Genomic DNA, 20,096 nt, shown 5'->3' with positions numbered 1-20,096 from the left:
ATCAACAAAAGATTATTTCACTGTCACGACTAATGACAGATCTATAAATTATAGAGCTCTCATTAGTCGCGCGAAACATGAGATACAATCTTTTAATGTGTTGATTTACAAAAACGAATTAATTTTACTTTCGAGCTGAGCATTATAGCAAAGCTCAAATTTTTAACAACGAAAAAGAGGCCTAAGCCTCTTTCAAGTAGATTTTGATTAGCGACGTAAGCCTAATTTTTGAATCAATTGGTTGTAACGTTCGATATCTTTACGGCGTAAATAGTCTAATAATTTACGACGGCTAGAGACCATGCGTAATAAACCACGACGGCTGTGGTGATCTTTTTTATGCTCAGAAAAATGACCTTGTAAATCATTAATACGCGCAGTTAAAAGAGCAACTTGAACTTCAGTTGAACCTGTATCGTTAGTTCCACGACCATATTCAGCTACGATTTTCGCTTTAGCTTCTACAGTTAGAGACATAATAAACCTCATAAAATTAGTATAAAACATGGCATGTCCGATCTCTAATTCAGACAACCTCGGTATTCATATAAATATGAATTGGGCGCAATTATACTGAATTTTATTAAAATAGCAATTTGATTTACGTAACTATAAGTTTACTTAAGTTCAAAGCCATACTCTTCTTGAATCAATTTTTTCAATGCTTCAATATAATTTTGTGCAGACAGGCTTAATTGGGCTTTTTGCGAAGTAATCCAACCTATCAAAATTTTTTCATTAACTTCAAGTGGTATGGATAAAATATCAGACCCATTTAAATCCGTACTTAATACGCCAGTACTAATCGTATAACCATTTAACCCATGCAACAAATTAAACAAGGTGGCTCTATCACTCACATGAATACTTTTTTTATGGTAAACAGTACTTAAAATCTCTTCAGAAAAATAAAATGAATTATATTCTCCCTGTTCGAAAGACAAATAAGGGTAATTTTCAAGATCACTTAACGTTAACGATTTCATTGATGATAAAGGATGATTGGTGCTGATAAATACGTGTGGGTGGGCTTCAAATAGCGGATGAAATGTCAATCGATGTTCTTTCAGTAAGCGTAGAATCACTTTTTGATTAAAATCTGTTAAATATAAAATCCCAACTTCACTTCGTAAATTAGCCACATCGGTAATGATATCGTAAGTTCTGGTTTCTCGGAGAGTAAACTCATATTCATCAGTATGATTTTTTTTGATGAGATTCACAAATGCATTGACAGCAAATGCATAGTGTTGAGTGGAAATGCTACAAAGTTGTTTTGAAGGGACTTTTTTTGAATAATGTTGTTCTAATAATTCAGCTTGATCTAAAACTTGTTTCGCATAGCCTAAAAATTCAACGCCATCAGTGGATAATGAAACTCCTTTAGACGTTCGTACAAAAATTTCAATACCAAATTCTGCTTCTAATTCTTTAACTGCTGTGGATAAGCTTGGTTGGGTAATATAGAGATTTTTTGCAGCTTCATTAATTGAACCTGAACGAGCAATTTCTAAAATATAGCGTAATTGTTGTAGTTTCATAGCGTCACTTATTTAGTCGTATAAGCCCATTACGGGATAATGTCTTATTAACTATATACCAAAAATTAGCAGATGTGCACTAACTGATTGTTTAAAATTAAATCTGACATACAGGCACAATACTATTTAATTTATTTGTTTACCAAATGAAATGTAATTGGGATAGTTAAATGAATGAGGAGTTGAAAATCTAGACTAACAGGTTTTATAAGTGATGGGTGAAAGGAGTAAATGAAAGGATTAATTTTGCAACGTAATTGCGTGTGTTAATGAATAGAGCCAATTGATTCTACCGATTTAAAATTGTCTAGCTGACCAGTTATAGCCTCTTTTTGATTCCATAAAGATGTATATGAATCATGATAATTACCTATTAATCGACCTTGAACAAAGTTGACTTATCCTTGTTCCTATCTATTTGCCATTAAATAAAAAAATTTTCGTAGATTAGTTTGATGCTCATAATGGTCGAAACGGTGATTAACATAGGTCTGATTAATTTGCGCCCTTTAGTGATTACCATTTTAGCGCCTACCCTTGCTCCAATAAATTGACCTAATAACATAATCAGACCAATTGACCAAACAACTTCGCCACCTAAAATAAAAAAGATTAGACCAGCTAAATTTGAGGTGAAGTTTAAAACTTTAGTATTTGCCGTTGCTTTTGTGAGATTAAAACCTGCAAGGGTGATATAAGCCACAGCGTAAAATGAACCCGCACCGGGGCCAAAAAATCCGTCATAAAAACCGATTCCCAAAGCAGGTATAAGTGCAAATTGAATAATAGAGAAACGACTTTTACGATCATCTTCGCCAACTTTTGGCGTAAGTAAAAAATAAATGCCTACGCTAATAGTTAGTATGGGTAGTAAAAGTTTTAAAAATTCAGCTTGAACATGGATGACTGAAATCGTACCTATAGCAGAACCAATAAAGGCAAATGCAATCGCCCACTTTTGCTGTTTTAAATCAACCATGCGTTGACGAATAAAATAGAGACTAGCTGAAAAAGATCCACCACAACTTTGTAACTTATTTGTTGCTAACGCACTAGCGGGTGGCAATCCAACAGCTAATAAAGCTGGCACAGTTAATAGGCCTCCACCACCAGCAATTGAATCAATAAAGCCAGCTACAACGGCGATAGCAAATAATAATACGAGTATTTCATCACTCATAAATGATTGCTCATCATAATTTCACATCGCTGCATTGAGCTCGATAACGAAGATAATGATCCATCAGCACTATAGCCACCATTGCCTCAGCTATCGGAACCGCACGAATCCCCACACATGGGTCATGTCGCCCATGCGTAGAGACGTCAACCGATTCACCAAATACATTTATCGAACGACCTGATATTTCAATACTTGGCGTGGGTTTAAGGGCAATATTGGCGATTATCGTTTGTCCGGAACTTATCCCGCCTAAGATACCACCAGCATGGTTAGATAAAAAACCATTTGGTGTAATTTCGTCTCGATTTTCGCTTCCTCGTTTAGTGACAACCGCAAATCCGTCGCCAATCTCAACCCCTTTTACCGCATTGATGCTCATTAAAGCATGAGCAAGTTCAGCATCTAATTTATCAAAAACAGGTTCCCCCAATCCTACAGGAACATTTTCAGCCACAATACACACTTTAGCACCAATCGAATCTCCCTCTTTTCGTAACGATCTGAGTAGCTGATCGAGCGACGCAAGTTTTGATTCATCTGCACAAAAAAATGGATTTTGTTCAACTTGCTGCCAATCTTTTAATTCGCACTCAATATCCCCCATTTGTGCTAAATAACCACGAATTTGAATACCCATTTTTTCGTGTAGATATTTTTTAGCTATTGCTCCTGCCGCTACGCGCATCGCTGTTTCACGAGCAGAAGAACGCCCTCCCCCTCGATAATCTCTTATCCCATATTTATTGTGATAAGTGTAATCTGCATGGCTAGGTCGAAAAATATCTTTTATTTGGCTATAGTCTTGTGAACGTTGATCGGTATTTTCAATCATTAATCCAATACTGGTTCCGGTTGTTACCCCTTCAAATACTCCAGATAATATTTTAACTTGATCAGGTTCTCGGCGTTGGGTAGTATAACGAGAGGCGCCTGGGCGACGGCGATCTAAATCTATTTGTAAGTCTGATTCAGTTAATGCTAATCCCGGTGGTACACCGTCAACAATACATCCTAATGCAACACCATGCGATTCACCAAACGTTGTGACTTTAAATAATTTTCCGATTGAGTTTCCAGACATAATAACCTTATCCCGATTAATGCATAAATTTATTTAAAATAGTGATGATATTTCACCAAATCTTGCTGTGTGATTGAAAATACCCCGAATCCACCACGCTCAAAGTCAATCCAATTGAAAGGAACATCTGGATACTGTTCTTGCAAACTAACCCAACTATTTCCTACTTCACAAACAAGGACACCGTCGGGAGTTAAGTAATTAATCGCATCATGCAAAATTCGTTTTACTAAATCCAATCCATCAAAGCCGGCTTCCAGCGCCAGTTTTGGTTCGTATAAATATTCTTCTGGCAAATCATTCATATCTTCTTCATCGACATAAGGCGGATTGGAGACAATAAGATCATATTGTTTAACCGGCAAATCATTAAAGAGATCCGATAAAATAGGAGTAACTTGAAAGTTCATTTCATGCAAGTCGATATTAGTTTGAGCAACATCGATTGCCTCAAGCGAAATATCGGTAATATCAACATGCGCTTTAGGAAAAGCATAAGCACAAGCAATACCAATACAACCACTACCGGTACAAAGATCTAAAATATGTCCAGGCGGTGTGGTAAGTAGCGTTTTGAAATGATCATCAATTAATTCACCAATCGGTGAACGAGGTATTAAAACTCGTTCATCAACATAAAAACTATGTCCACAAAACCACGCTTGATTTGTTAAATAAGGAGTTGGAACCCGATCGTCAATTCGCTTTTGAATAATATCAAACAGAAACTGTCTTTCTTCTTCCGTCAGATTGGCCGCGTAAAATTCGGGAGGAATAGATAATGATAATCCTAAACTGGCTAAGATAAGTTGTTTTGATTCATCGATAGGATTATCCGTTCCATGTCCTAAATAAATATCTGATTGACTGAGTTGTGAAGTTGTCCAGCGAATAAAGTCCTGAACAGTACTTAAGTTTTCCATAATGGCTCCAAAAGATCGAGGAGAGGAAGATATCATTCGTCAATGAAGGTCATCTTATTCTCAAAAATATCGCAAATCGAGTGTTTAAACAAACCGTTAAAATTGTATCACTCATTTATTTCAACAATTTAATTATTCGCAATATAGGGTGAAGAAAGTAAGTTAAATAAATTAAATAGATTCATTATGATAATCTATCATTAAAGAATTAATTTTAATTCATTTATGAATTTTTTAACTACGCGAAATATTATCAAAGTATTTTATTATATTCAATTATTCATTCACAATCATAATAGTGAGTCATAGAGAGTGTTTTTTTAATAATGACTTGATAAATATGAATTTAACAGATATAAAAAACATTTTTGCATAATGAGGCAATCATGTTTTTTCTTTCTAAATTATTTAAACCCCAAAATACTCATCCAAAATCCGTTAACAATTGGCTTGATGAATATATTAAAATTCTTGCCGAACGTAATTTAAAACCCAAAACAATCGAAATAAAAACGTATTTGCTAAAAGTTATCCGTCAGCAAATAGGCGCTAAACCGATCTCCCAAATAACACCACCCGATATTGCAAAAATTATCAAAATCTATACAGATCAAGATAAAGCTCCGTCCGCTAAGTGCATGTACCACTTACTTAAAGATATCTTCCGAGAAGCATACGCACAGGGCTGGAATGACAGGAACCCCGCCGAACCAATAAAATGTCCTAAAGTTACTGTGAAACGTTCACGAATGACATTTGTTGAGTTTAAGAAAATTTTAAATGAGGCGGAAAAAACAGGAAATAAAATAATGCATGATGCTATGACGCTTGCGCTAGTTACAGGGCAACGCCGTTCTGATATAGTAGAAATGAAAAAATCAAATATTAAACGAAATTATTTATTAATAGATCAATATAAAACAGGTGCAAAAATCGCACTACCGATAAAATTGGAATGTAAAAAAATAAGCACTAGTTTACGAGACATTATTGAATCAACTGATAATGACTATTTAATATGTCTCAACAATGAAAAAATAAAATTAGACGATATAACGCGTCAGTTTTCACGGTTACGTGATAGAGTTTATAGCCGAAATTACTGGAACGGAACACCTACCACATTTCACGAAATCAGATCACTATCAGAACGTTTATATAGAGAACAACGCATTGACACCATGACATTATTGGGTCACAAATCTCAGCAAATGACTGATAAATATAATGATAGTCGAGGTCGTGAGTATAAAAAACTGAGAATAAATTAAACCTATTTATATGGTAGATAATCTAATTGATTTTGCTATAAAACCAAAAGTTGCAGGTATTGAACCAATTTATATCGTTGAATCCTATGTGAACGGCGATAGCTGGTATAACAAATATTCAAATGGATTTATTGAACAATCTGGCGTTATTATTGCACGAACTCCAAATGCAAATGCTGTTTGTGGTAATTTGATTAATTTATTAACACCCATGAAAACAGGCAATTATGGTGTAAGCGTTGATAAGGTGAATAATGGACTGTGGGGTGATATTGAATATGCCTATGCAGAACTATACTTAACCTCGTTTTGGTTAGCATCGTATTCACATACGACGGGTGAAGCATGGATAAGATGGACTGTAAGAGGTTATTAATATGACATATACAAGTCAAGAATACGCCGAAATGGCAATAAAAGCGAACAAAGAAGGTAAAGTATTAAATACCATAAATGGCAAGTTAATGCTCGTTGATCCTGAACCGATTCAGATATCCGATGAGCAAATTATACTGCAAAATCAATCAAGAAAAACAGCATTAATTAATGAAGTTAACGAAAAAATAGCTTTTTTACAGGATGTCATAGATTTAGATATGCAGGAATCAAACGAAGATGAACAACTAAAACAGTGGAAAAAATATAGAATTATGCTTACTCGTATTGATACATCAGATATTAATGTCGTATTCCCCCAAAAGCCCTAAACGGGCTTGATTGGCAATTCAATATCTGGTTTATTTGCATCAATCGATTTTAATTGAATGCGATAAAGTTTCCATTTTTTTAATAGTTTTTCATCACCATCTGTTGCTATTTCTAGCTCTATTTTATCATTTAGAATATCTATCTCATTGTTAGCCTCAGATAACAAATCTGCAATATTTAATTGATGTTGTTTAATGATAAAAGTACTTTTTTGCTCTTCATCAAGCTCCCATTTTTCACCGTTCCATTTACAGCATTCGAATGGCTCCAGTAATGTAAAGCCATCTTTAATTTTACCAAGATAATCAACTTTAACTGCTTCTTTTGTTTCTATGTTGTAAGCTGTTTTTTCTCGATTATCTTCAACAAGAATCCATTTTCCATCTTGTTCGCACGGACAATAACCATCTTTAAATATAGGGGCAATTCGTAGTGCATTATCAGGTGGTAATGTGTCATCGTTCGCTTCTAATTGATGTGTAAATGGTTTTGAATCGTTTGAATTATCGTAATAATAATTAATCATAAATTTTCCTATTTTTGTTTACCTACTCGACAAGTAGGTAGCTGGGAGGATGACGCTATTCGCAACATCACAGGTGGATTTGGAGCGGATGGTATGAATGGTGTCGATACTGGTGTTGTTTGGGGTGGACATGGTCCATTTTATGAAAATGGAACTAATCACTCAATAGCAAAATATGCTACCGCAAGCCTTGGTATTGTTAGATCAATGGGGTTTGATTTATCAAGAGTAGTGCCAACATCATATGAAAACCGATCGATCAATATAGGGCTCACTCCAACTATTTATTTAGGAGTTTAAACGCCAAGATAAATTACAGGGGTCCCTCCGATATTGATCGGTCTATTCTCATTCGCGGTAGGTACTACTCGTGATGAGTCAAATGTGATTGGTCGCTCTGGGAAATCAGAATCTACAAAATTACAAACAACCGATACATGCCTGTTATTTAATCCTGACCCACCATTTGCAGCTCTTAAACTAAAAACACCGTACGGGACAGTGCCGCTCCACTGCATCACATGTATTAATTCACCCCATATATTGCGAATAGCATCATCCTCCCAACTACCTACTTGTCGAGTAGTTCCATTTACTGCACGCATAAAACATCCACGTCCATCTGGCGCAAATGCGGTTGGCACGTTAATATATTGAAGACCGTTAATAGTTTTAATCGTAATGCGATGATCGTTTTTATAGTTAACTGATAAACTATTTAAAGCCTGTCCCTGCGGCGAACTGAGCAGATAATTATCACCATTTCTGAAATACCAACCGAACGGCAATTCATCACGCCGAAATGGCATTAAATCCCATTTTCCCACCCAGTCAGAACACACTAAATGGTTACCTACCATATAAATAGGTAAGCCGTTCACATCTTTTTTAACAGCAGGAATAGCACCAATATCATCAGCCGTTGGTTTATTATTAGGCGAATAAACACGAACATCATTTTCTTTTAGCGTTTTAACATTTAATGAACCATTAATTGACTGATCATTTGCACCGGATTTTTTAAGAAAAACGGTAGTATCAATTGAAGATGCGGCATTTTTAGCGTCTTCTGCTGATTTTTTAGCATTTTGTTCAGCTGTTTTAGCATTGTTCTCAGACAAGCTGGCAGCATTTGCGCTATTACTAGATTTTTGAGCTGAATCACGTGACGCTGTGGCTGATGAACTAGCACTATCTGCGCTACTTTTTGCTGATGCTGCACTATTGTTCGATGATGAGCTTGCGTTTTTAGCTATATCGGCATTTTTTGATGTCTGTTCAGCGTAGACCTTACTCTGTTCCAGTAATTTGGTGAGTTCATTTGCAATTGAATACTGTGATTTTATTGTGACTTGCCTACCATCAGGAGCGGTTAGGGTAACCGCATCCTCACCCGTTAATATCATTTGCCATGCATCGAGTTGTGTTTGATAATAGTTTAACATTTCAGATATTCGCAATGCTAATGCCTCAATAGAAACATTAGGCGATGTTGGAATTTGGTATTTAATACCACTCCTTGTTTTTCCATTGTATTTATTTGCTAGCGTTAATTGTGTATCAGATTGAACTGAAGCTATTTCGCAAATTTCTATAAAACCTTCAGTATGTAACAGCAACATTTGACCAGCACAAATACCAATTAATGAATTGGTCCATTTTGTACCAACTCCCGTTACTATTTTACTTCCATTTGTTACTGCTATCGTACCTGTATTATACCACGACATAAGTTCCCTCGAATTTAATTGAATGCTTTGAGATTTATTTACTACTAATTGATTATGAAACCATCTGAGTTTTTCATTAAAAATACTAGCGTATTGAAACTAAATAAATATATTGGTCGACCTTCACCCGGTTTATTAATTGTGATCGAAATATCGACTTTTTCACCATAAGTAAATGGCGGAATATATAGACATAAATTTCGAAGCCTATTTTTAGTGTAAATTTTTTTTAAATCCATTGGATATTGATTATTGAATAAAATTGTAGGATTACCTCGAAAATTTTCCGCAATTTCCCATCTATTACCTATGATATTTTTAGACCAAAATTGAGATTTAACAATGATTTCATTAGCAAAACAAAGTTTTTGCCATTGTCCATTTGCAATAACACTCATTATATGTACATTTTGATTCGGATTTAATTCTTGCAATGTGACATCTTTCACAAATGAAACGGCCGAAAGCACATTCCCCTTGATTTGATTAACATTTAGAGTACCTTTAATTTCACAATTCTCATTGATAACGACATTATTCAACTCTCCTGATGTGGCACGCAATCTCCCTGAAATGTCAGCATTAATGGCTTTCAATGTTCCTGTATGCTTGGATAATTGCCAACCAGATACACCCTCTCTAAAATTATTTGATTCAATAACATTGCCAATTTTTGTGTTCGTTATTGAAGCATCACCAATAACTGCATCATTGATGACAACTTGATTACCCTGTGTCGTAAAGACTGTTTGAGGATTTCCATTGGCTGAGTTCATGATTGAAAAACGATCTTGAAGAAAAATGACATTACTTTGCATTCCTTGTTCAGTATTTTCAACACCCATTGTCATACCTGCAACATACTGTTGACCTTTGTCATCTACTTCAACTTTCATTGTACGATGAGCTGAAACTTTACCATTTAAATTATTTACCGTTTCACTGACATCTGAAATGGTGGTAGAAACATCTCCAACTTTTGTGTTAATTGCCTGTATTGATTTGGCAGTAGCGGCATTTTGTTCAGCTGTTGTCTGTTTTAATTCTGATAAATTGCTATTTATATTACCGTATTTAGCGTTCAACTCTTTTAAAGCAATGGCTGTTGCTGCTTTCTCAGTTAATAACGCTGAATGGGTTTCATGAATTTCAGCGAATAAGTTGCCGTTTTCAACTCTGCGCTGTTTTGTCTCAGCGTCTATAGCCAGTGCATTTTCAATAATGGATTTTGCATTCGCTATTGAATTAATAGCAGCATTATCTGCAGAGTCGACAAGAGATTGCCAAGCGTCTGTTTCTTTTATTTCTTCAAAAATATGGTCTGTCAAATCGTTAGTATTGGTACTTGAAACACCTCTAACCCAATCTGTCCAATCACTGATGTTACCAATTTTATCGACAAGGCGAGCACGGTAGAAAAACTGTTGACCTATAGCTAACCCGGTCTGAGAATAATTGCAAGTTGGGTAACTAACATTGCTTAATAGCAGGGCATTTTCTTCATTTTCAGTCGTACTATATTGAATTTCTGTGTAACTACTATCACCGCTTCCAATTGGAAACGACCAATTAAGGTCAATACCAAATACCACACTTTCGCTAGCAGTAAAGTCTACTGGTCTGTCAGGTTTACCAACTTTTCCCTTGATTGCTTTGGCTTGTGAATAAGCCCAGGGTGAAGATGCATCTATCGCATTTACTGCACGTACTCGAACTTCATAAACACCAGCGTAAACACCTTCGACGGTAAAATTCGTTCCATTAGTTCGCCCAATATTAATCCAAGACGAATTATCTTTTCTCCATTGAGCAATATAGTTTGTCGCACCTTCTACCACATCCCAAGAAGCTTGTAATGATGCCACTGACAGGCCTTGAGATATATAACTACTTTCTGATAAAACAATATTTTTGGGGGATGAAACTGAACTTGGTGGAGTAACAGTTATTGGTTTTGACTCTAATCGTATACCTTGATCTATATATTTGAATTTATTTGGATCATGATGAATAGCCGTAATTGTAAAGTGACCTTCATTAGACGATGATATTGAGGTTACTCTATAATACTGAATAGCGATATTATCACTATCAATACACCATACTGCACCAGCAACTGGTGTCAGTTTATAATTAGCCGTAACAGTGAGTGTTTTTTTATCTGTACTAATCGCTCTAATTGTTCGGCTTTGCGCAGAACCATCTGGTAAATTAAGGACTAACCGATCGCCCACATCATATTCAACGGCTCTATCTAATGTGATTTTTCGTCCTTCAACAGCGTGAATACGCCCGCCATTTTCTTTGCCAGAACGAGAAGGGTCAGCAATCCCAATAATTCGTGCAGGTAAAGGAATATAGCCATCGAGTCCTACCGAAAATGTGATCACTTCATCTTTTGCATTAGAAAGTAAAGCCCAACGTCCACGTCGTTGCGCTTCAGCTTGCGAAGTACAACCTATCGCTGTTAATTTCATGACATTGACATCATAACGACGCATCAAATCATGATCCCACACAGCCTCAACATCATCACAATAATGATTGTTAGGATCAGAATATGCAACTAAACAGGATGTATAACGATTTTTATATGAACCACCAGAATAGGTAAAATCACCGATAACATTAGAAGGATGATAGATAAAATCTGGTTCATCTTGTGGCATATCTGCGGTTAAACAGATCTGATCATTACCCCAAAATATAATACCCCGAAATGAAGCCACTAAATCTTTTAGAACGTTATAAGCCTCTTCTTGACTTTGTATATATTCGTTACAAGCAAAGCGAGGTTCCATGCCACCTCGACCATCAGGTACCATTTGATCACAATACTGACCTAATTGATAAATTGACCATTTATCGAGCATTGTTGAATCAATTCTGACCCCCATACCTGCTATCTCATCACGCATCAAATAATAAGAAAGCCAAGCAGGATTATTGGTATATGCCATTTTAAATCCGCCAGTCCAAGTGCCTGAATAGGTCCTGTTTACCGGATCATAATTGTCTGGTACTTGGACAATTTTTCCTTTCAGTTTACAACTAATTTTAGGAATAGAACCATTAAATTGGCTAGCATCTAACTCGATATAAAGTAGAGCGGTATTAGGATACCGTAATTTACTGTCAATAATTTCCGCATATGAAAAAACACTAAACGCATTAATCAATTTATTCGATTTCGAATCAGGTGTTAGTCGTCTAACACGTATACTCCACCCTTCTAATGCATTTGGTAAATTGATGCGATGATCTCGCTGATATTCTGAGGTAGTTTTTCCATTAAATTCACCATGAATAACCGTTTCAAACGCACTGCCATCTGTTGATAAGTCAATAGTATACTTGGTAACAGTTCCTACCGTATCACCATTTTCTTTATAATGTAAATGACTTGGTAAACTTAATTTGATTCTTATGGCATCTAATTCTAGATTACTAAATGATCGTATCCAAGGATTGTCAGATTTTACTGTAAAAGCGGCTTTTAACTCATTACTTATTTCAGGTATTCCTTGAATATAATCTTGCGTTTGAGCACCATTACGGAATTCCCATGCAACACCATTAAAATTACGTGTACCATCGAGATTGGCTAGTGGAGTATTATCAATGAATATATTTTGTTCTGTTAGATCGCCTTGAATTTCCCCTTCACTTAATGCTAAAAGCACTTTGAGCTTTGCTGTTGAAAGCAAATTATCGGGTTGTTCATAAGGTCTATGTTGCTTTTTTTTACCGCCCTTTTGACCTTCTATTAATTGCATAATCCACCTATTGTTGATCTTCTGAATAAATACCCGCGTTAATCACTGCGCCACCAATTTCACGGTTACCTAATAAAACAGGAACAGGATAGCCTACCGCATTGGTATTAACGGGCGCTCCAAAACCATAGTTAGGTTTATTTTCAGTATTTGATGCCCCGCCTGCGTTAAATTTAGGCTGAGGGGTAAGTAATTGCACAATGCCACCTAATGCCATGCTCAAACCAATACTAGCTAAAACTGAAGATGCAGTAATTTCAGCACCCAATAGCGTTAAAGAGGCACCACCAGTAAAGAAAGCACCAATTAAAGCAACGGCTCCGATCACAACTTGTAATAAACCACCACTTTTTGCGCCTTGAGCTATCGGCATAATCACATAATTTTTGCCATTAACATTAATATCAAACTCATCAATTCCAATATTTTTTCCATCCACAAAAAAGGCAAACTTAATGCCTTTTAAATGAGCCGTACTCATATATTTTTCAAACCCTTTTATTGTCACACAAAGTGCGCGTAGCAATTCCCGGATATTGTTTACGTCATACGTATGCTTTTTTCCAAATTGCCTTGCCATTGCACCTTTCAATGTTAACTTACTGAGCATTCAATAACTCCTTATGCCGCACAATGCGAACAGTTCTATCTCTAAAATATTTACCGTAAGGTGTACGTGTAGATAATTGACCGTACAGGTGGTGTAAAATAAGATTATCACCCACATAAATAGCAGCATGATTTGTGACTTGCGAACCAATGCGCATCATAATCATATCTCCGACTTTCATATCATTCAGACCGACTTCAACAAATCCTTCTGCTTGCCAATTATCATCATAAAGATGCTCTTTGCCACTATCCCACCATTCTCGAGGCACTGAATAATTGTTTAATTTAATCCCATATTCACGATCATAATAATCCATTATTAATGACCAACAATCAGCGTGACCAAGCAACCATTGCCGTCCGGTATAATCTCGATTTATTCGTGGCGATATTGTGCAAAAATCACCATCAGGGGCAGACATTATTCCCCATTCAATACCTGTATAATCACATTGAATACGGTCAAACTCTGACGGAACCAGTGACGTAACATCAGGATGAGAATGAATAATCATGATAATTTCACCTTGTTTTTCTGCAGCTAACTGTTCTTCTGGTGATATTAAAAAATGCGCTTTTGGATTATCTGAAATGTTTTTACAAGGTAGATAGATCTGTTTTTTTCCCGTATCAATAATGAATCCACAAGCTTCATTTGGGTATTCGCTATCCACATGCTTTTTGATTGAATCTAGTAATTTTTGTCGCATATTACTTACCTTGAAGATTAGCCGCAGGAAAACCGCCAAACGGAAGAGGTTTATTACCATGTCGGGCTTTACAATCTTTTAATAGTCCTCCACATTCATCTTTTGCCGGATCATCGACGGCAATTCCGTCTTTGGTGAAAAACTTATTTCCAGCATAATCACAGCCTGTACCTGAGCGGTACCATCCACGCATACACCAAGTACATATTGTTGTGATTTGCCTGGTAGGCAATTGTAAATTTTGAATATCAAATGGCGAACAAAGTTCAAATTCAACAATAGCTTTCGTTTCTTCGCGTTTATTATTAATAAAAAATAATTGAACTCTTTCTTGAGTTGGATCGGCTGTGGCATTACCTGCTAACCAGTTGTCTGAATCAAGGTATTTTGCCATTGTGGTATGAATTTTTACTCTCGCTTGAACTAAATCATCATAATCTATACACAATCTAGTCACTCTTCCGTCAATATTACCGATTGACAATTTAGGGGTAGGTTGTGCACCCGTACTACTTAATTCAAGATCACTTAATTCATACGGATAAGGTAAATATTCTTTACCTTGCCATTTTATAGAAGGTAAATTTCCAACAGCAAAGGAAGCCCACCCTTCAGCAGAGATATTATGAGAATGAAATCGTAAAACCTCATCAAGCCCAAATTTTGTACAATCAACTTCAATAAGTTGTATCAGCTCATTGCCTTCAATGGCTTGTAAATCTTGTGTTATTGACATGTTCTCTCCATCAATCCCCAAAACTTAATTAAGAAAATTTTTTGAGGTCTACATTTGAATAATTAAGGTGCATAAGATTGGACAAAAGTAAAACTTAGCTTTACCACATTCGAAGAGATAAATTCAGATTTGATTGATTCGTTTTGAACACGATATAATCTTTCTTCTCCCCAAGGGTTAACCCACTGAAAGGAATGAATAATATGGCTGTTAAGAAACTGACGGATTTCAGCCAATTCGTTACAATGACCCGTATAGGACAAATCCCATGTTTCACCTGATTTATTGATTCCTGAACTCCAAATTTGCGAATATCCATCATTAAATTTTACTTCTGTGATACTCATTTTTTCCCCTCCATTGGGGGAATGCATTGTTTTCCATTTAAATTTATCTACTTTCATATACTCCTCAAACAAAATTTGGTTTTGAATATGTCTAGGTAATTTAGTTGAATTAAAAACATCAAAACGGATATTTATTTATGTGATCAATTTTAACTTTGAACTTCATGTTTTCTTTGCAATAAAAAATTAAGTTAATTGTGTTGAACTGAATCCATTTACGCGCTATAGACGACTAAAATACGATGATATTCCAAGAAATAGGGATGATTAAAAATGAGTTGTTATTGTGTTTTGATATTCAATAAGTGTTAAAATTATGCCATTTAGAGATTTTTAAAAGAATCTATAATGGTTAATATCGTTACTTCATTGCATACATGACGTTGTATAACTCTCCTCCCGGTGAAACTGATTTTTTAAACATCTCATTCATTTGCCGTCTAATAACCGCATCTACTTGAGATTGAACTTGTTTTGGATCGGTATTATTGCCATGAGTAGAAGTACTATTTTCTGAAGACATATTTAATACAATATTGGGATTAACAGTGATTGCATTTGAAGAAGGAGTTGTGCGTTGGGCTAATGCTATCGGAGCCGAAATAGAGGTATGAACATAACCACCGCTATCATATCCTTTATGAGAATCATTCATCAGACTATAAAGATAGTCTACACCTAATCGTTTAGTTGCCTCTTTTGTAAAAACAAACTCGCCTTTATGAACAATTCCTGCTGGTTGGTACTTGTTACCTCGTCCGGTAAAACCGCCCGGTTCCAATGCATATCCCACACTTCCACCCGAAGCATATCCAAGAATTTCACCCCCTGTATAAGCTTGTTGAAGCCCTCCGGTTGCTTTTCCTCCACCACCAAAACTCGTTAAAGCAGATTGAATAATCTGTGCTAAAATCAATTTATTAATAATTTCAATTAGATTAACTAAGATAGTTTTTGCAAACTCTTGAAAGTTTGCTTTGCCTGTTGTGACAAGCGTTGTCATCATTTGAGACATAGATCCAATTGAATTTTGCGCAAAATCTTTAGCAACACTAAAAACATCTTGAGATGTTTCAGCAAATTCTTTCAAACCGGTTGTTAAACCAGCTATCCAATCTCCTTTTTGTAAATCTTCTTGCACAAAACTTTCTTCTAAAAGTTGAGCTGCCTCAAGGTAATTTTGGGTTATAGTGATGATGTTTTCTTGACTTAGATTATTACTCGGATCTAAATCTTGTTTCTTATTTCTTTCTAAATTAATTCGACTTTGATACCTTGATGATTGAGATGATGTCATTCCAAAGGTCGCTTTTTTATCTGCAATCTCATTTTGTAATTGAGTAGAATTGTGAGTAATATTTTGTAAAATCTGTTGGGCTTTGATTCGACCATTGATTTCTTCAGAAATTGCCGCATTTTTTTCATATTGAGAAAGTAACGACGCTTTATTGGCTAGTAAATAACGTTCTTCTGCGGTTAGTCTACTTTTATTGTTTTCTTGTTCCAAGATGTTAATCTGAGCTTGCAAATCAAAGTATTTTTTACGTTCTGCCGTTATCGCACCGATCGTTGCATTCTGTTCTTTTAATGATTCTAATTGAATTTGAAGATTTTTCTCATCACGTTGACTAGTTTTTAATAATGACGGCGCACTATTTTTTGAAGAAAATAAAGTATTTATTTTATTTCTATTGCCTTTATCGCCTTGAGGGTTGCCATTTAAATCATTTGATGACTTCAGTATTTTTGTTGAATTAGTGACTTTGGTAATAATTTCTTTAAATTTTATTATAAAATTATCTAAATTATCATTTCCTTTTCCAGCTATTGATGAAATGTCTCCAAAATAAGCCCCAAGATCATTTAATTTTGCTTCAAACTCGAATGAATTTGATGCATTTTTAATTTCCAACAATTTATTTAAAAAAAGTTTAGCTTCTTCATTAGTTATATTCCATGTTTTAGCAAGTTGCTCAGTGCTTGATTTTACTAAACTAAAGATTTGTTCATGCACATTTGTCATTGCCTCTTTATATTGTTCTTTACTCTCCCAAACATTATCAATTTTTTCAGGTATTTCAATACCATTAGGATGCTGTCGAATATAGTCCAAATGATAAGTTATGAGATTAAAATTAATCTTTGATTCTTTTAAAATTTTTTCAAAAACACCTTTTGAAGACGCAATTGATTTTTCTGAAAGTCTTTTTGAAGTCTGAATAAATGCAGTCGCAAATTTGGGATTTATATTTGCTAGTTCCTTTAATTCATCAGTAAATGAAACTGTTCCATCTTTATTTAGTTTAACAATACTATACAGTTTTTCTTGAGACTCATTTAAACTATCAGTGGCAGATACAGCATTATCAAAATAGTCAAACAAATCCTTACCAACAACGGCACCCACTTTAACTATCGTACCAATAGCTTTCCCAACAGGACCGAACAATTCACCAATTTCTATTCCATGTTCAGCCAGTGTCATTAATGGATTTTTCTTTACATTAGCTTGTGCTGACATCTCTTTCATTTGATTTGAAATCTGATTTAATGCCGCACTCATTTTTTCACTTGTATTAGCAAATGTTTCTTGCGATTCAATTATTCCAATTAATTGATACTTAGAGCTTTCAATTATTGAATTAAAAACTTGAAAAGCATGAGCATCAATAAATCCATTTCCATTATTGTCAGATAATTGTTGTTGCACATAAAGCAGATTATCCAATGCTTTGTTGACCGGATGAATGATTCCTAATAACTTATTATAGACACCAATTTGGTTATATAAAGATTCCAATTGACGTTTACTAATATTGTTATGCATTAGTTTAGATGTATTTAGTGTTCTCAAACTTTTATCAGTGGTTTTAAGCTTTACATCTAACTCGTTAATTCTTTTAATCTCTTTATCAAGATTACCTGTTTCAACTTTTAATGATAATGTAGTTGTTTTTGACATAGATTACCCATATTAAATAAACCGACTTTCGTCGGTTATTTTGATTTGTGTATGATTGTTAAGGCCTGACTTTCCATTAACCGAATATCATTAAAAATTTTTTGGTTTCCTTTAATATCAAGCATTTGCATTACCCAAGGCAAGCAATTATAGTCAAGACCTAAAATACCACTCATGCTTGTTCTCCACTGCGTTGACATGGCTTGGAATAACTGGAAAGCATCCCAGTTATCTGACCATATTTCTATATACTCATCTTCATAATCGACTTCCGATAGCCCAAAAGAATCAAGTTCAGCTTTTGAAGGCGTTGATGAATAAAGTGCAGTGGCAAGCTCTATGAGTTTTTTTCTCGTTGTCCCAACATCTCTTTATAATAAGTATTAGTTATTGCTTGCCAAGCAGCAGGATAGTTATTTAATAAGATATTTAAATTTTCTTGATTAAACTCTTCATCCAAATTCCAACCAGATACAATTTTTATCATAAATTCAATGATAGGTTTATCCTTAAGATCGGTCTCAAACATGGTCAGTTTATCAACTGAATAATGTTTGAAATCAAAGCTAATTTGACCATCGTCCAATCCAGGACGCGGAATGGAAACTTCACATCTAAATGTCGGATCTGCAATAAGTTTAAATTTTGCCATGATTAAAATGTCCTAATTAATCTTTATAGAAAGTAATTGCTGGTGACTCAACTGTCGCACTTACTTTTACAGTTTCAATATCATTAATGGCTGTTGTTGGCGTCGGATCAAAAGCAATACGGACAGAGTCATAACGTGTTTCTTTAGCTTTAGGAACATACATTTTCATTGCAACAACATTATTGGTTAAATCCAACTGCTGTAACAATGTGTAGATAGGTAATGAGCTGTCATGAGCAATGGTAAAACTTTTACTTTTCGCTGATTTGATAGTCGGTAATTGACGTTCTGCATCATCATCAAGGAACTGAATTTGAATAAATTGCTGTTCACCACCTTCAGTAGCAACCTCTTTAATTTGAGGTAGTTGTTCCCATTCTGTGATTTTGGTGATAGTTCCTTGTCCTTCTCCTGCCGGGAATACCGTTGTATTACTAGTATTAATATTGCCCAAAGTCACTTCATTGTTATTTACGTGAGAAATTTTTGCGACAATATTATTCAATTTAGTCCATGATGAAGTGAGCATGACTTCGTCCCCGACCACTAGTCCATGCCCTGAATTTAACGTTACCACTGCTTCTTTAGCATTAGAAATTGAATTAAAGTTAGTTACTTCGTTGTGTGATTTTTGCACATACACACGTGAACCATTAGGTAAAGCAAAACCCATAATATATATCTCCTTAAATTTTATTTAAAATATAGAATCAGCACGATAGTTAAAGCTGATCGGTAGTGTATAACAAGCATTATCCATTTTTGCTGGATAAACACTTGGTATAGAATTTACATAAAGTGAAAAGTTATGACTTGTTAACTCTAAATTGAGTGGAAAATGCTGAATAATTTCATCAGATATTTGTTGAGAACTTAACTTACCGCTATTGATAGGTGCGACAACAGAAATTTGATAAACACCTCGATAAACCTTCAATTTTCCTTCTGAATCAACGCTTGTTGTTACTTCTGGTAAAATATAAGTTCTGAGATAAATATCGGAATGAGAAAGAATTTCACTATTTTCATCGAAAACAGGTAAGTTTAGTTTTTTTGCAATAATATCAAGGTGAGATTCAAGCAATGCTGAGATTGTTGAAATCAAATTATCATCTCCTTAGCGACATTTTAAAAATAGATCTTGTTAATTATTGTTTGCTTATAAATTTCATAAAAACTTCAGAAATTAAGGAAGAGTTTTTTAAATTTATTCAATAAATTCGATTAGAAAAGGCTATCTACACCTAATAAAACAATTATCTATTACACATAAACAGTGTGTTATTTTGAGGTGCAATGACCTGACAGTAGTATTGTTGCCATCCTTCGATTAGGGCT

21 protein-coding genes are annotated in these 20,096 nt (G+C 35.0%); 4 read left to right on the top strand and 17 right to left on the bottom strand.

The features are described 5' to 3' along the window. Positions 1 to 207: 207 nt before the first annotated feature. The 5 genes from rpsO to prmB form a co-directional block, all read right to left on the bottom strand. On the bottom strand, positions 208 to 477 hold the full coding sequence (rpsO, locus tag ACGH6R_RS05645) for a 30S ribosomal protein S15 (protein WP_065559597.1): 270 nt from the start codon (positions 475 to 477) through the stop codon (positions 208 to 210). Positions 478 to 617: 140 nt separating this feature from the next. Next, on the bottom strand, positions 618 to 1,541 hold the full coding sequence (locus ACGH6R_RS05640; protein WP_065559598.1) for a LysR family transcriptional regulator: 924 nt from the start codon (positions 1,539 to 1,541) through the stop codon (positions 618 to 620). Positions 1,542 to 1,965: 424 nt separating this feature from the next. Further along, positions 1,966 to 2,721, bottom strand: a complete 756-nt coding sequence (locus ACGH6R_RS05635; RefSeq protein WP_411599129.1) for a TSUP family transporter — start codon at positions 2,719 to 2,721, stop codon at positions 1,966 to 1,968. 13 nt (positions 2,722 to 2,734) lie between these two features. Continuing rightward, positions 2,735 to 3,805 carry a chorismate synthase gene (gene aroC, locus ACGH6R_RS05630; RefSeq protein WP_411599128.1) on the bottom strand — a complete coding sequence of 357 codons (1,071 nt, stop codon included), beginning with the start codon at positions 3,803 to 3,805 and terminating at the stop codon, positions 2,735 to 2,737. A gap of 29 nt (positions 3,806 to 3,834) precedes the next feature. Next, on the bottom strand, positions 3,835 to 4,728 hold the full coding sequence (prmB, locus tag ACGH6R_RS05625) for a 50S ribosomal protein L3 N(5)-glutamine methyltransferase (RefSeq protein WP_411599127.1): 894 nt from the start codon (positions 4,726 to 4,728) through the stop codon (positions 3,835 to 3,837). A gap of 386 nt (positions 4,729 to 5,114) precedes the next feature. Here prmB and ACGH6R_RS05620 point away from each other — a divergent pair, with 386 nt between their 5' ends. Genes ACGH6R_RS05620 through ACGH6R_RS05610 form a run of 3 tightly spaced genes read left to right on the top strand, consistent with a single transcriptional unit; the run spans position 5,115 to position 6,706 of the window. Then, positions 5,115 to 5,999 carry a tyrosine-type recombinase/integrase gene (locus ACGH6R_RS05620; RefSeq protein WP_411599126.1) on the top strand — a complete coding sequence of 295 codons (885 nt, stop codon included), beginning with the start codon at positions 5,115 to 5,117 and terminating at the stop codon, positions 5,997 to 5,999. 10 nt (positions 6,000 to 6,009) lie between these two features. Next, positions 6,010 to 6,375 carry a hypothetical protein gene (locus ACGH6R_RS05615; protein ID WP_411599125.1) on the top strand — a complete coding sequence of 122 codons (366 nt, stop codon included), beginning with the start codon at positions 6,010 to 6,012 and terminating at the stop codon, positions 6,373 to 6,375. Between the two features lies 1 nt (position 6,376). Next, on the top strand, positions 6,377 to 6,706 hold the full coding sequence (locus ACGH6R_RS05610; RefSeq protein WP_411590064.1) for a tail fiber assembly protein: 330 nt from the start codon (positions 6,377 to 6,379) through the stop codon (positions 6,704 to 6,706). On the opposite strand, the gene ACGH6R_RS05605 is transcribed toward ACGH6R_RS05610, so the two are convergent. Beyond that, positions 6,703 to 7,233: a tail fiber assembly protein gene (locus tag ACGH6R_RS05605; protein WP_411599124.1), complete on the bottom strand. Its 531-nt coding sequence runs from the start codon at positions 7,231 to 7,233 to the stop codon at positions 6,703 to 6,705. The two genes, ACGH6R_RS05610 and ACGH6R_RS05605, sit on opposite strands and share 4 nt — an antisense overlap. A 93-nt stretch (positions 7,234 to 7,326) precedes the next feature. Here ACGH6R_RS05605 and ACGH6R_RS05600 point away from each other — a divergent pair, with 93 nt between their 5' ends. Then, positions 7,327 to 7,533 carry a hypothetical protein gene (locus ACGH6R_RS05600; protein WP_411599123.1) on the top strand — a complete coding sequence of 69 codons (207 nt, stop codon included), beginning with the start codon at positions 7,327 to 7,329 and terminating at the stop codon, positions 7,531 to 7,533. Here the strand turns inward: ACGH6R_RS05600 and ACGH6R_RS05595 are convergent. From ACGH6R_RS05595 to ACGH6R_RS05545, 11 genes are all read right to left on the bottom strand, one after another. Next, positions 7,530 to 8,963 carry a hypothetical protein gene (locus ACGH6R_RS05595; RefSeq protein WP_411599122.1) on the bottom strand — a complete coding sequence of 478 codons (1,434 nt, stop codon included), beginning with the start codon at positions 8,961 to 8,963 and terminating at the stop codon, positions 7,530 to 7,532. The genes ACGH6R_RS05600 and ACGH6R_RS05595 overlap by 4 nt on opposite strands. Positions 8,964 to 9,007: 44 nt before the next feature. Beyond that, entirely contained in the window at positions 9,008 to 12,739 is a 3,732-nt protein-coding gene (locus ACGH6R_RS05590; protein WP_411599121.1) for a phage tail tip protein, read from the bottom strand. 7 nt (positions 12,740 to 12,746) lie between these two features. After that, positions 12,747 to 13,349 carry a tail assembly protein gene (locus tag ACGH6R_RS05585; protein ID WP_267350655.1) on the bottom strand — a complete coding sequence of 201 codons (603 nt, stop codon included), beginning with the start codon at positions 13,347 to 13,349 and terminating at the stop codon, positions 12,747 to 12,749. Continuing rightward, positions 13,339 to 14,061 carry a C40 family peptidase gene (locus ACGH6R_RS05580; protein WP_411599120.1) on the bottom strand — a complete coding sequence of 241 codons (723 nt, stop codon included), beginning with the start codon at positions 14,059 to 14,061 and terminating at the stop codon, positions 13,339 to 13,341. Before ACGH6R_RS05580 ends, ACGH6R_RS05585 begins: the two co-directional genes overlap by 11 nt. A gap of 1 nt (position 14,062) precedes the next feature. Continuing rightward, positions 14,063 to 14,797, bottom strand: coding sequence for a phage minor tail protein L (locus ACGH6R_RS05575; protein WP_267361137.1), 735 nt, complete (start codon positions 14,795 to 14,797; stop codon positions 14,063 to 14,065). Positions 14,798 to 14,859: 62 nt separating this feature from the next. Beyond that, complete coding sequence (locus ACGH6R_RS05570; protein ID WP_411590070.1) at positions 14,860 to 15,201, bottom strand: phage tail protein; 342 nt, start codon at positions 15,199 to 15,201, stop codon at positions 14,860 to 14,862. A 304-nt stretch (positions 15,202 to 15,505) separates the two neighbouring features. Beyond that, positions 15,506 to 18,106 carry a phage tail tape measure protein gene (locus tag ACGH6R_RS05565; protein ID WP_411599119.1) on the bottom strand — a complete coding sequence of 867 codons (2,601 nt, stop codon included), beginning with the start codon at positions 18,104 to 18,106 and terminating at the stop codon, positions 15,506 to 15,508. 35 nt (positions 18,107 to 18,141) lie between these two features. Then, a complete protein-coding gene (locus ACGH6R_RS05560) occupies positions 18,142 to 18,447 on the bottom strand; it encodes a DUF1799 domain-containing protein (protein WP_081299198.1) in 306 nt (101 codons plus the stop codon). After that, positions 18,444 to 18,758: a phage tail assembly chaperone gene (locus ACGH6R_RS05555; protein WP_411599118.1), complete on the bottom strand. Its 315-nt coding sequence runs from the start codon at positions 18,756 to 18,758 to the stop codon at positions 18,444 to 18,446. Before ACGH6R_RS05555 ends, ACGH6R_RS05560 begins: the two co-directional genes overlap by 4 nt. Before the next feature lie 16 nt (positions 18,759 to 18,774). Next, on the bottom strand, positions 18,775 to 19,431 hold the full coding sequence (locus tag ACGH6R_RS05550; protein ID WP_267361141.1) for a phage tail protein: 657 nt from the start codon (positions 19,429 to 19,431) through the stop codon (positions 18,775 to 18,777). 24 nt (positions 19,432 to 19,455) lie between these two features. Continuing rightward, positions 19,456 to 19,863: a phage tail terminator-like protein gene (locus ACGH6R_RS05545; RefSeq protein ID WP_411599117.1), complete on the bottom strand. Its 408-nt coding sequence runs from the start codon at positions 19,861 to 19,863 to the stop codon at positions 19,456 to 19,458. Between the last annotated feature and the right edge of the window lie 233 nt (positions 19,864 to 20,096).

This window comes from Gilliamella sp. CG13 (genome assembly GCF_046635805.1).
In the GTDB taxonomy this organism is placed as follows: Bacteria; Pseudomonadota; Gammaproteobacteria; order Enterobacterales; family Orbaceae; genus Gilliamella; species Gilliamella apicola_I.
The sequence above is the reverse complement of the archived record's forward strand: the minus strand, read 5'-3'. Positions and strand labels throughout refer to the sequence as shown.